Genomic DNA, 12,279 nt, shown 5'->3' with positions numbered 1-12,279 from the left:
TTTAATTTCCTTGGAGATAAAGGCCTTTTCCTTCTTCCAGATCCTTTGCCAGATCATCCGAAATGATCGCCTTTCCGGTAATCCCATCCAGTCCATCCAGTGGTTTTCCTTCATTTACAGTCGTGTATTTCCCATCGTCCGCCGTTAACGCGACATAGGTGCCTTCCGCTCCGCCGCCGCCTTGCCAGACGACAAGGTCTTTATAGCCGTTTGTCATATGATCGCTTACGATGATCGGCGGCTGGATAAGAGTGAGCTCCTGGATAGTTTTGAGTCCCCCGTCCTTCTCCACGATAAGCGCAGTGCTTCCACCGCTCCCGCTTGTGTAAGGACCTACGACAAGGACAATTATATGTTCTTTGCTATCATCAGTCAGGTTGATATGGTTATAGTAATATCTTGTTGAATTCAAATCGTCCTTAGGAATATCCAGCTCCTTAATAATCAAATCCTCCAGTTCGGGGTATCTGTCTGCCTCTGACTGGATGCTCAAGATGTCGGCAGTTTCTTTGCTTGCACTGCCGTCTGTATTCCCGGTTCCGGCATCTGTGGTATTTTCTTCTGCCGGTAGATTCTTGTCGGGTTTTTGCGCAGGCTCTCCTGCATCACATGCTACAAGTGAACCGAGCAGTAAGCAAGAAACCGCGAATGCCCCTAATGTGCCAAATCCCCTTTTTTTCTTTTCGCTTTCCATCATTCGTAAAAAACGCTTTTTCATTAAACTGTGCCCTCCATTGTAATATGTAGTTAAACTGGATAAAGATGAATGGTGTCTTTCAGCAGTCTTTAAGATCGTTTCCATATAACGCTTCTTGAAGCGCTGCCCCTTGTCTCGCGTCACCGCTTCGTCGCAGACAAACTCGATTGTCTCATTGAATCTTGTTGCCATGAAGTGAACAAGCGGATTGAACCAATAGAGGCCCCGTACCAGCAGCATCAGCAGTTTCGCCTCGATGTCGTGCCGCTTGCAATGGATGGCTTCATGCCGGAGGATGACATACAGTTCTTCGGGCGAATAGCCCTCCCTTGGCAGTAAAATCGTCGGCTTGAACAAGCCATAGACCAATGGACCAGAGGATATATGACTTTGTCTAAGTGTTATATGGCGGCGGATATTCAGCTCTTCCCTCACTTGCTCTACTATCGCAAGGGCACTCGATGGCGCTTCAGAGGACCCGCGTCTGGCTTTTCTGATAAAAAGCAGGTAAGTGATCATTCCATGACAAAGGAACAGAATTGTACCGGTAAACCAGAGGAAGATCGCCCATTTTTTGTAGGAAATTACTGCTGGTTGAGTCCCATATGTCTGATCGGTATCTGTCACATCGGAAATCGGGCCAAATACTGCATGGGTGAACACTTCTTCTTGCCAGTTCAGCGCGTTCTGCACTAGCAGGTCTGTTTTGTGTGCGGCAGGCGTCTCCGGAAGTTGGACCGGGAACGGCAGAAGCAGTCTGACGGCTATCATCAGCCATGCGGCATGCTTCCACCTTGCGCTGTACCTTTTATCAACGAGGCGTGATAAAACCAGGACAATCAATATTGCAATTGACATCGTCAAACAGGCTTCCATCATAGCGGCTGCCAACTGTTCCACTGTCATTTCTGCCCATCCTCATCTGACAGTCTCTCCAATAGTTCCCTGAGTTCTTTCAGCTCGGCTTGATCAACTGCTTCTTTCTCATTCAAGTGGGCTACAAAGTTCGTTACGGAGCTTCCAAAAAAACGTTCCAATATGGTCTTGCTCTCATTCTTTGCATATTCCCCTTTGCTGATCAAAGGATAATAACGATTGCTCTTGCCGTCCTTTTCCATCCTCAGAAATCCTTTTGCCGTCAATCTGGACAGAAAAGATAGGATCGTTGTCGGAGCCAGCTGCTTTGTCCGCTGCATGCGTTCCTGAATATCATTGCGAGTAACTGCTTCTTCCGCTTCCCATATATGCAGCATGATCTCAAGTTCTGCATCCGGCAGTTTCTTCACTGTCCTTCCCCCCTTCCTCTACAGTTGTAGAATACATTCATATACTACATTTGTAGAAGTTGAAAGTCAACGCTTTTTTGCCGACTTTCTTTCTGGTTTGAAATGTTGGTGTACCAGCTTTCCATTCGTTACTTTTACTTTTACTTCCACAAAATATAAGCCGAAATGTTTGAGGTATCGATGAAACGGTTATTACAAATACTACAGAGGCAATCATCATAATTCAAAAGGAGATGAATGGAATGAGCTTTATTTGGTTCTTAATTATCGGAGGCATCATCGGTTGGTTAGCTGGTCTAATTTTAGGCAAGGATATTCCGGGCGGCATTATCGGTAATATCATCGCAGGTATTGTCGGGGCATGGATTGGCGGTACTTTGCTAGGTGATTGGGGTCCTAAGGTTTCGGACTTTTATATCTTGCCAGCATTGCTAGGTGCAATCATCCTGGTGTTTATTGTGAGCTTGATCTTGAAAGCTATGCGTCGTACAACTTGATAAAAAAGTTAAAAAACCCGCCGTTTTTCGGCGGGTTTTTACTCTTTCTGCGCAAGTCGCTGTGATTCGAATTCATTGAAAAAGAACAGCACATCCTCGACATATTTATCACTGTGATTGTAATGGAAGATCGCCTTCTCAATATTTCCGTCCGCTGCCCCATTCTTCGACAAGTAATTGGCAGCGCTGAAAATGGCATCCTCTATATCAAAGGGATCGGCAATGCCGTCACCGTTCGCATCCACTCCATAGCCTCCGAATTTAGCAATGACCGCTGGATCGGTTTTGTCCTTCTCAGGGATTTCCCCTTTCCCAAGACCCTCGCAGCCTGGATATTTCCAGCCGACAAAGGTGCATGGCATGAATTGCATATGTCCTTCCGCTCCTGCGGGGGACACAAGGGTCGACATTGTGGAAAAACGCGTTTCGACCCGGTGATGGGCTGCGAGCAGTGTCCACGGAACATGATATTCCTTCGCGGCTGCTTTGTAGATCGGGATATACTCGTCCGGCATGGCAAGCGCTGTGTGCTTGTCCTGGTATTCCAGCAGGCTGCTCGCCGACTTCTTCACAAGATCGGGGTTCTGAACCCCCATAAGGATGATGGCGGTCAGCGTGAAGAGGATTACCGCGACAGGCGCCAGCAAAATGATGAGAACCGCCTTCGCCTTCATCGATAATCCTCTATTCTTTTTCTTCTTCACGCTGTCACACCTTTCCTTTACTTGCCTTCTTTTATGAGTGCTTTCATATCACTGACGATTTCGTCATAGGGAACCGGTCCGCCCTGTCCGCTTCCCAGATAAGTCTTCACGACTTTGCCTTTCTGATTGACCAGTCCAAAGCGGCCGCCATGGATTACCTGGTCTGAATTCGGATCATCGATGACGGGCATCTTAAACGAGTTGGCCGAGAGATCCTCGATATCTTTCAGGTCATAGCCTGTCAGCATGATCCACTTGCTTTCATCCGGCACACCGAACGCTTCCAAGTATTGTTTCATCTTTTCCGGTGTATCGTGATCTGGATCGACACTGAAGGAGACGATCTTATAATCCTCCACGCCTTCCTTTTGAAGCTTCTCCTGCAAATCCGCCATGTTCATCATCATCGGCGGGCAGATGGAAGTACAATTGGTAAACACAAATTGAGCGAGCCATACAGTGCCGTCGAGTTCATCAGAAGAAAAGGGTACATCATTTTGATCGGTGAATTCAAAGGACTCAACTGGATAGGCATGGTCCGCCTTAAACCCGCTTCCGCAGGCGGAGAGCAGCATAACACCTAACAGGATTGCTGAAAATGCAATTGGTTTCTTCATAAACGGACTCCTCCATATTCATTCTAACATTATCATAGGTGATGATATCTATTCAAACAAGGCGGCATTCCCCGTAAGCCGTGGCGAAACCATGTCAATCGCCTGTATAAGGGCATTCATCTGCACATAGTTGATGAATTTTTTGCCGTTTCCATTTATAATGGGACTAGCGAGGGAGAGGTGAAGCAAGTGCAAGACTGGTTTATGTGGTTCATCTTCTTTTGGGGCTTCATTCTGATCGGCCTGTTTGCGATCGGCGGCTTTTTCATGTTCCGGAAATTCCTGAAAGTGTTCCCGAAAGAAGACGGCAAGTCGACGCTCGACTGGGAGGAGCATTTCGTGAACAAGTCGCTCCATCTATGGAACGACGAAGCGAAAAACATGTTGAATGAACTCGTCAGCCCTGTTCCTGAATTGTTCCGCGACGTGGCAAAGCAGAAAATCGCGTCAAAGATCGGCCAGATCGCGCTGGAAGACCGCGCGAAGACGATTGGTTTCGACCATATCATCCGCGGCTATATCATTGCGACGCCGAAACGCGACCATAAATTCCTGGTCAAGAAACTGACGTCCATGGAAGTTGACATGACACCGTATCAGCATCTTTTTGATTGAACAGATAAAAAGGCAGGCACCCCGGATTTCCGCGGGTGCCTGCTTTTTACGGTTCAAGTGCGGTGCTTCGCTTCCGGTAATTCGAATATTTGACGAGCATGCCGATCCGCCATGGCAATATCATGCTAAACGCGAGAATGAAGAACATGCCGCCAAGTTCACCGACGTCAATTGAACTGCTGAGTACCAGTTTAGCGACGAGCCGGATAATCAATAGCGTCAGGAGAATCACGAGGAACGCCTTTGACTTTTTAACGAACAGCTGCCCGTCCCTCTGTTCAAAATTCGTCGTCTTGATCAGAAATAACGAGAAGATCAGCCCGACACCCACCGCTTCCGCCACTTGCGGGAATGGCACACGAAATTCCTGGAACAGGAACATGAGGGCGCCCGTCGACATGAAAAGCGGCGGCAGGATGATCCGCTTCGGCGTGATCGGCCGTTTTGCCGCTTTGGTGCGTACGATGAACGCCATGATGCCCATGAACAGAAAAATGACTGTAGATCCGACTATCAGATAAACGGAAGGGATCTTATTGAATACAAAATCGATCCATTCCTCAAGCTTCAGCATCTTCGCCACCCCACTTCGCAAGCCGCTCCAGCCGCTGCTTCAGCTGTTCCATTTGTACAAAGCGGGCAAAACGGTCCACTTCCTTCCCCTCATGGAAAAGCAGGACGACAGGCGCAGTGAACAAGGATAGCTGGCCCGCCATTTCCGGCACACGGGCAGCATTCACTTGATAAAATGGGAATGGGACAGTTGCTTCTAGCGCTTCAACTTGCGGCGCAAGCCCCGCGCAGACGGAACAATGGTCCGTTTTCACGAACAGAAGGAGCCGGCGTTCGCTCTGCAGCACCGCCTCCCATTCCCCATATGATCCGATCTCTTTCATCGGCAGTTCCTCCCACTACATTAGAATCCTTGGAAATCCCCGAAAATCGGGCTTAGCAAGCTGGTCAAATACTGGATTCCGTCAAAGAACAACAATAGTCCAAAGACAATCATGACATAACCGCCGATTTTCATCATTAAATTGCTGTGGCGACGTATCCAGCCGAGCCGCGTAATGAAAAACGACAGCACGAAGAACGGAATCGCGAAACCAAGAACATACATCATCATATACAGCATGCTGGAACCCGGATTGGATGCCGCAAGCCCGATGATCGCTCCGATGATCGGTCCCATGCAAGGCTGCCACCCCGCAGAAAACGCCAGGCCGATCAATGCGGTTCCAAGATATCCCGACGGCCGGTTCTTGAACTGCAGCCGTTTTTCCTTCATAAGAAACTCAGGCTTGAATAATCCGATGACCATGAGGCCGAACAATACAATAAATATCGCCCCGATCTGGCGAATCAATTCTTTGTATTGTACAAAAAAACCGCCCACGAGCGACGTACTAAAGCCTAAAAGTACGAATATGACTGAAAATCCAAGCAGGAAAAACAGTGTATGTAACATGCCGTTCCGGCTCATCCGCCCCTTATCGGATTTCATCTCATCAATCGACATCCCGGTGATATAAGAGACAAATGCCGGATATAGCGGAAGGACGCACGGCGAAATAAAACTTAGGAAACCAGCGCCGAACGCCAGGAACACATTCAAATCAGTACCCATCATCCTCGTCCCTTCCTCTTTCTCTAACCCATCGTATCAAAAAACAGCACAAATGACGCCTAATTTACCTGTGAACAGTTTTTGAACACTCTAAAGCGGAGGGCGGCGCTCAGGGGCGACAGGCATAAGGCGAAGATGCGGAGTCGCGTTTTCTGCGACGCAGCAGCTTCGACTTATGACCCGAGCCCCTGCCGCCCGGAGCTGGATGCCTCTAAAGCGGAGGGTGGCAAGCATAAGGCAGACGTGAAAAAGAAGCAATACAAGCCGCATTATAAGCAATAGGCAAGCGAAAGTAAGCAACCTCCATGTTAAAAGCAGCAATCCCTGTGCGCTAGGAAGCAATGCCGCCTCCCTAAGAAGCAACCAGGAGCCGAAACGAAGCAATACATTCTCCGTCTGTGCGTCAGGCTCATTCATATGGCTGTCCACTTCTTCTGCAAACATTAAAATATGCACCTCAAACGGCTCAAACCGTCTGACTTAGGCCTATCCGCTACATTCACGCACACGAAAAAGGCAATCCCGTAACTTATCGGAATTGCCCTTTCCTCTATCATTACATTGCGTCTTCTGCCAGTCCGTTCTGAAGCTGGTACATCATATAATATAGGCCACGCTGCGCGAGCAGCTGCTGATGGTTGCCGCGTTCGACGATTTCGCCGTGGTGCAGGACCAGGATGAGTTCTGCGTCCTGGATTGTGCTGAGACGGTGGGCGATGGCGATGGTCGTACGCCCTTTCCGCATCTTTTCAAGGCTTGCCTGGATGGCGACTTCCGTCTCTGTGTCGATGTTGGCTGTCGCCTCATCGAGCACGAGGATTTTCGGATTGGTCGCGATGGTGCGGGCGAAGGCGACGAGCTGTCGCTGTCCGCTTGAGAAAGTGGAACCTCTCTCTGTCACTTTCTGCGCGTATTTATCCGGCAATTTCTCGATGAATTCATTCGCATGGACGAATTCCGCCGCTGCGCGCACATCTTCATCCGGCATTTCTTTGTTATGCAGGCGGATATTGCTTTCTATGTCGCCATAGAAAAGGAACGGATCCTGCAAGACGAGTCCGATCTTCTTGCGCAGTTCGTCTTGTGGATAATCCTTCAGGGAGACGCCATCAATAAGGATCTCTCCCCTGCCATATTCGTAGAAACGCATGAGCAGATTGATGATCGAACTCTTCCCGCTTCCGGTATGGCCAACAAGCGCAACCGTTTCCCCGGCGTTCGCTTTAAAAGAGATGTTCTTCAAGACGTCATTTTTGCCGTCATAGGAGAAGGTCACATCCTTGAATTCGATGACGCCATCCCTGATTGGCTGCTGCGTCGCACCTGTCTGCGCCGGCTCCATATCGGGATCGTCCATGAGCGTGAAGACACGCGAAGACGAGACGATCGCCTGCTGGAAGATCGACAGCCGCTGCATCACTTGCTGCACAGGCTGGAACAATCGTCCGATGAGCGTCGTGAAGGCGTAGATGACACCGACATCGACCGCATTTTCCAGCGACATGAAACCAAAATAGCCAAGGACGAAGACGATGGCAAATGCATACAGCAGATCGATGAATGGTCCGAGCAGGATGCTGTCGAATTTGATATTCCGCATGCCCGCTCTATAATGGCCTTCATTGATATTGTCAAATTCCTTCGCAAGCCGTTCTTCTTGCCGGAACGCCTGGATCATTCCCATTCCGGAGAGCGATTCCGCTATCTTTGCGTTCAATTGGCTGAGCCGCTCCCGGATATCCTGGTAGAAATCCGCGCTGTACATCCGGTATACCGAGATGACGATCAGGAACAAAGGCAGGAGTGCCATCGACATCAGCGCCAGTTTCACATCGAGTGAAAACAGCGCGATGAATACGCCGATGATGACGAAGAACGCCTGCAAGAATGTGACGACAACACTGACGAACATCTCTTTGATCGACTCGGTGTCGTTCGTCACCCGGGAAACGATGCTGCCCCCGGGGGTTTTGTCGAAGTAGCGCATGCCTAGACCTTGCACTTTCGAAAATACATCAATCCGCATCTGCTGGATGACTTTCAGCGCGATCTCCTGGAAACGGAGTGTCTGGAAATAGGATACGATGACAATGAACAGCTGAAGGCCGATATAGCTTGCGGCCAGGATTGCCACTTCCTTGCGCGGGAAGCTGAGCGGCGTCAAATAGTCATCGATGAATTTCTGGATGATAAGCGGGCCGACAATGCTTCCCGTGATCGTCAAGATGAGAAGAATCAGGGCGACTGTGATGCTCGCCTTATGCGGGATCGCATAGCGCATGAGCCGCTTGAACACAACCCATTGGTCTTTTGCTGTCATTTTCGGCTGTTGCTGTTTATCCACGGCCATCACTCCTCCCCTCCCTGTTCCACAAGCACTTCGAGCTGCTGGAGGTCATACATTTCTTTGTACTTCCCATTCAATTCAATCAATTCTTCATGCGTGCCGGCCTCGATGATCGTCCCTTCCTCCATGACGATAATCTTGTGGGCATGCTGGATGGCGCTTAAGCGGTGCGATGTGATGATGGTCGTTTCCCCTGTGCGCGTCTTCTTGAGCGCCTCAAGGATCGCCTCTTCGGTTTTTGCGTCGACTGCTGATAACGAATCATCCAGAATCAGCAGCTCAGGCTGCATGATCAGCGCGCGGGCAATGGAGATCCGCTGCTTTTGGCCTCCTGACAGCGAGACGCCCCGCTCTCCGACGATGGTCTCATAGCCTTCCGCAAACCCTTCGATATCATCATGAATGTAAGCGAGCCGGGCTGCTTTATAAATCTCTTCCCGGTCAATCGATGGATTGGTGAACGCTATATTCTCCGCGATGGTCGTCGAAAACAGGAAGTGATCTTGCGGCACGTACCCGATCGAACTTCTTAAGCTCTGCTGCTTATAATCGGAAATCGGATGCCCGCCATAGACGATGCTGCCATCATATCCTTCGAACTCCCGAAGAAGCAGCTTGAGGATCGCCGTCTTGCCGGACCCCGTCTTGCCGACGATGCCGAGCGTCTCTCCGCGTTTCAGCGTGAAATGCACATCGCGGAGCGCCGGAGTTTCATCTCCGGGGAATGTGAACCTGTCAATGTCGACATACAGGTTCCCTTCCGGCCGTTCACTGATAGCACCCGGGACGTCCTGGATTTCAGGCTCGACGGATAGCAGCTCGGTGATCCGGCTGTACGAGGCATTCCCGCGTTCCACGATATTGAACAGGAATCCAAATGCAAGCATCGGCCAAGTGAGAAGGCCCAGATATGTACTGAATGCGACCATATCTCCGATTGACATCTCACCCGCGATGATGAACCGTGTTCCGAAAACAAATGAAAGGATATAGGAAATTGCGAAAATTCCAGAGATGGTCGGATCGAAAAGCGCATCAATTTTCGCGACCCGCATATTCTTCTCCACTACATCTGACGATAAGTCCGTAAAATCCTTGATATCTTCTGTTTGCTGTCCGAACGTCTTAATGACTTTGATGCCTGAGATGCTCTCCTGCGTCTTGTCGTTCAGGCTGGAGAACGCTTCCTGTGCAAAACGGAATTTCCGGCGGAGAAGCCGGCCGTAATAGCTCGTCAGGAAAATCATGAACGGAAACGGGATCAGCGCGATCAATGTCAGCTTCCAGTTGATCGTCAGAGCCATTGTCAGGACGACGAAACCGCCGGTCGAAATGGAATCAACGAGCGTCAGGATCCCCATTCCTGCCGTCTGCTGCACTGCATTAATGTCGTTTGTCGCATGAGCCATCAAGTCCCCGACCCGGCGCTTCTGATAAAATGCAGGCGACATCCGCGTGAAATGGTTGAACAATCTCTCACGCATCGTCCGGGACAAAAGGACGGCGGAGCCGAAAATCATGACCCGCCAGTAATAGCGGAACACGTACATCAGAACGCCGGCCACCCCTAGGATGATGAGCCATTTCACAAGCATGGACGACGTGAGTTCGCTTTCCGTTATGGCGTCGACAATATAGCCGATGATCTTCGGAGGCAGCAGCTGCAGGATGGAGACGAATACAAGCGCCGCGATGCCGAGGGCGTATTGTTTCTTGCGCTGCTTGAAGAACCAGCTGAGTTGCAGTAATACTTTCAAAAGACTCCCCCTACTCTCTTCTCTCTTTCTATTGCCACTCAATAGTCTACCAAAAGACTGAACAAACGAAAAGGTACGAAACTTAAATTATTCGATTTCTGAAATACTTTTTATGTCGACAAATGGGATGAAGTGTGGTAGTCCATCTGCATCATGAACAGAGAATCCTTGCCTGATGGCATCGGTTCTTCCGATCGTACCGAGCACTCTGGCTACCTCCTGCCCCTTCCAGTATTCGATGGAGAGGGCATTTCCTTGTCCAGCCGCTTCCATGATCAGGTAATTCCACTCCTCCATTTGCTGCTCATCCGGCTCCAGGCGCGGAGGAAGCCGGTCCTCCTTCTGCCAGTCACGCAGTTCTGCAATATGCTCCGGCAGCATCATGGCGGTCCATTTCATGCGGCCCCTGTCTCTGATCATGAGGCATTCTCCTTTCGCTTTCATTTATCTGGAAGTCTATGTACACTGAGAGCAGTAAAGCGGATCTTCAATATCCGCTGTAAAGAAGGTGAATTTCCTTGGATGCAACCGTATTCATCCTCATAGTCATTTTCGCCCTTGTTATCGGATCGTTCGTCTTTTCCTGGATTGTGCGCAGTGCGCTGGATTCGTCTGAGATGATGAAGAAGATCGAGAAGCTGGAGCGCGATGTAGCGGAATTGCGGCGAAACGGCAATTCCGGTGAACGAGATGGCAAGTGATGCAGAAACAGGCTGAGGGACGCAGCCTGTACGCCGCGCCCTGCTTTCCTTTCCGCAAAGAACGCAGAAATGCGGCAAATCGAATCCCTTGTTATTCGACTGCCTGCATCCTATAGGTTCGAAGACAGCCGTCCGGCAGGTCCGGACGGCATTTCATTTGACATGGCCACCGAGCAGATGGGCTCGCTGCCTGGCGGTGCCGGCGTCTGTGTAGCTGGCGGCGCGCAGGATGGCGGTCGTGCCGTATTTTTTCCGGAGACTGTCCATGGCAGCCCCCAGTTTGCGGTTGCGCCACCGGTTTTCATCGAACAGGCTGAGCTGCATGGAGTATTCGTCTTCGAGGTTCGAAAGGCTGATGGCAAGCCGCCGGATCGGTCGTCCGTCGTGGAATTCGTCGAGCAGCCGGGTGCAGATGCGGTGCAGCACAAGCGTGTCGTTTGTCGATTCTGGCACGGACAGGGACCGGCTGAACCCGCCGCCAAGCGCATGCTTCGAATAGACGGCCGACAGATGCAGTGTGCGGCCCGCTTTTCCCGCTTCGCGCGCACGCATGGCGACATCCTCGCACATTTCAAGCAGGACGGCGAGGATCTCCTCGCGCTTTTCATAATCGCGGAACAGCACCTGCCCTTTGCCGAAGCTCACTTGGCCTTCGACGAGCGGAGGCGTGCCGACATCAGAAAAGTCAAGCCCGTGGGCATGGTGGTAAAGCTGGTTGCCCATGATACCGAATTTCTCTTCCAGCTGCTCGAGTGGTGCGCGGGCGAGGTCACCGACAGAGAAGATGCCCATATTGTTAAGTTTTTTCTCAAGACGGCTGCCAATCCCCCACATTTTGCTGAGGGGAGCGACAGGCCACAGTTTTTCGGGAACGTCTTCGTAGGTCCACCGGGCGACGCCCTTCTTTTTCGCCTCGAGATCGAGCGCCAGCTTCGCGAGCAGCATATTCGGTCCGATGCCGCAGGCGGATGGCAGCTGAAATTGATCGGCCAATTCGTCCTGGATGCGCCGCACGGTCTCTTCAGGCGGTCCCCATAACCGCTCCGTGCCCGTCAGATCGACGAAACTCTCGTCGATGCTATACACGTGGATCGCCTCTTTCGGCACATAATTGTTCAAGTGGCGGGTGATTGCCATGGAAATATCAAGGTAGAATTGCATCTTCGGCTCGATCAGCCGGATTTCATCCGGCACTTCGAACAGCCGCATGCCGGTCCTGATGCCGTAGCGCTCTTTCAGCGGCGGCGAGGCTGCCAGGATGACACCGCCCTTGCGCTCTTTATTCCCCACGACGGCAATCGGCGTCTCCATTACATCAAGCCCTTCGATTGCAGCCGCACAGCTTGCGTAAAAACTCCGCATGTCCAGGCAGATGATCGTCCGGTCCGGCAGCTTGTCATGCATATCGCATCCCTCCTGATCAAGAACAAT

14 protein-coding genes are annotated in these 12,279 nt (G+C 50.8%); 3 read left to right on the top strand and 11 right to left on the bottom strand.

The genetic code is table 11. From position 1 onward, the window contains the following. Position 1 precedes the first annotated feature (1 nt). Both ACZ5FK_RS02080 and ACZ5FK_RS02075 read right to left on the bottom strand, forming a co-directional pair. Positions 2 to 1,603 (bottom strand): M56 family metallopeptidase, encoded by a 1,602-nt coding sequence (locus tag ACZ5FK_RS02080; RefSeq protein WP_464806260.1) that lies wholly within the window; start codon positions 1,601 to 1,603, stop codon positions 2 to 4. Beyond that, entirely contained in the window at positions 1,600 to 1,983 is a 384-nt protein-coding gene (locus tag ACZ5FK_RS02075) for a BlaI/MecI/CopY family transcriptional regulator (protein WP_464806259.1), read from the bottom strand. The genes ACZ5FK_RS02080 and ACZ5FK_RS02075 overlap by 4 nt, the downstream gene beginning before the upstream one ends. 242 nt (positions 1,984 to 2,225) lie before the next feature. Here ACZ5FK_RS02075 and ACZ5FK_RS02070 point away from each other — a divergent pair, with 242 nt between their 5' ends. Next, positions 2,226 to 2,480: a GlsB/YeaQ/YmgE family stress response membrane protein gene (locus ACZ5FK_RS02070; protein WP_464806258.1), complete on the top strand. Its 255-nt coding sequence runs from the start codon at positions 2,226 to 2,228 to the stop codon at positions 2,478 to 2,480. A gap of 38 nt (positions 2,481 to 2,518) precedes the next feature. On the opposite strand, the gene ACZ5FK_RS02065 is transcribed toward ACZ5FK_RS02070, so the two are convergent. Both ACZ5FK_RS02065 and ACZ5FK_RS02060 read right to left on the bottom strand, forming a co-directional pair. Next, positions 2,519 to 3,184, bottom strand: coding sequence for a lytic transglycosylase domain-containing protein (locus ACZ5FK_RS02065; protein WP_464806257.1), 666 nt, complete (start codon positions 3,182 to 3,184; stop codon positions 2,519 to 2,521). A gap of 17 nt (positions 3,185 to 3,201) precedes the next feature. Continuing rightward, a complete protein-coding gene (locus ACZ5FK_RS02060; protein ID WP_464806256.1) occupies positions 3,202 to 3,801 on the bottom strand; it encodes an SCO family protein in 600 nt (199 codons plus the stop codon). A gap of 204 nt (positions 3,802 to 4,005) precedes the next feature. Between ACZ5FK_RS02060 and ACZ5FK_RS02055 the strand changes: the two genes are divergently transcribed. Further along, positions 4,006 to 4,416 carry a DUF2621 domain-containing protein gene (locus tag ACZ5FK_RS02055; RefSeq protein WP_464807340.1) on the top strand — a complete coding sequence of 137 codons (411 nt, stop codon included), beginning with the start codon at positions 4,006 to 4,008 and terminating at the stop codon, positions 4,414 to 4,416. A 46-nt stretch (positions 4,417 to 4,462) separates the two neighbouring features. On the opposite strand, the gene ACZ5FK_RS02050 is transcribed toward ACZ5FK_RS02055, so the two are convergent. From ACZ5FK_RS02050 to ACZ5FK_RS02025, 6 genes are all read right to left on the bottom strand, one after another. Further along, positions 4,463 to 4,990, bottom strand: a complete 528-nt coding sequence (locus ACZ5FK_RS02050) for a CcdC family protein (protein WP_464806255.1) — start codon at positions 4,988 to 4,990, stop codon at positions 4,463 to 4,465. Then, the gene (locus ACZ5FK_RS02045; protein ID WP_464806254.1) at positions 4,977 to 5,312 is read right to left on the bottom strand and encodes a thioredoxin family protein; all 336 of its coding nucleotides are present in this window, start codon (positions 5,310 to 5,312) and stop codon (positions 4,977 to 4,979) included. The genes ACZ5FK_RS02050 and ACZ5FK_RS02045 overlap by 14 nt, the downstream gene beginning before the upstream one ends. Positions 5,313 to 5,332: 20 nt before the next feature. Next, positions 5,333 to 6,043 carry a cytochrome c biogenesis CcdA family protein gene (locus ACZ5FK_RS02040; protein WP_464807339.1) on the bottom strand — a complete coding sequence of 237 codons (711 nt, stop codon included), beginning with the start codon at positions 6,041 to 6,043 and terminating at the stop codon, positions 5,333 to 5,335. A 556-nt stretch (positions 6,044 to 6,599) separates the two neighbouring features. Further along, positions 6,600 to 8,393 (bottom strand): ABC transporter ATP-binding protein, encoded by a 1,794-nt coding sequence (locus ACZ5FK_RS02035; protein ID WP_464806253.1) that lies wholly within the window; start codon positions 8,391 to 8,393, stop codon positions 6,600 to 6,602. Beyond that, entirely contained in the window at positions 8,393 to 10,147 is a 1,755-nt protein-coding gene (locus tag ACZ5FK_RS02030) for an ABC transporter ATP-binding protein (protein WP_464806252.1), read from the bottom strand. The genes ACZ5FK_RS02035 and ACZ5FK_RS02030 overlap by 1 nt, the downstream gene beginning before the upstream one ends. Before the next feature lie 87 nt (positions 10,148 to 10,234). Continuing rightward, positions 10,235 to 10,567: a YolD-like family protein gene (locus ACZ5FK_RS02025; protein WP_464806251.1), complete on the bottom strand. Its 333-nt coding sequence runs from the start codon at positions 10,565 to 10,567 to the stop codon at positions 10,235 to 10,237. 98 nt (positions 10,568 to 10,665) lie between these two features. On the opposite strand from ACZ5FK_RS02025, the gene ACZ5FK_RS02020 reads away from it, so the two are divergent. Further along, on the top strand, positions 10,666 to 10,848 hold the full coding sequence (locus tag ACZ5FK_RS02020; RefSeq protein WP_464806250.1) for a hypothetical protein: 183 nt from the start codon (positions 10,666 to 10,668) through the stop codon (positions 10,846 to 10,848). Between the two features lie 153 nt (positions 10,849 to 11,001). On the opposite strand, the gene ACZ5FK_RS02015 is transcribed toward ACZ5FK_RS02020, so the two are convergent. Then, positions 11,002 to 12,252 (bottom strand): Y-family DNA polymerase, encoded by a 1,251-nt coding sequence (locus ACZ5FK_RS02015; RefSeq protein WP_464806249.1) that lies wholly within the window; start codon positions 12,250 to 12,252, stop codon positions 11,002 to 11,004. Positions 12,253 to 12,279: the final 27 nt, after the last annotated feature.

This window comes from Sporosarcina sp. GTC18466 (assembly GCF_055389225.1).
This window is presented reverse-complemented; position numbering and strand designations above follow the sequence as displayed.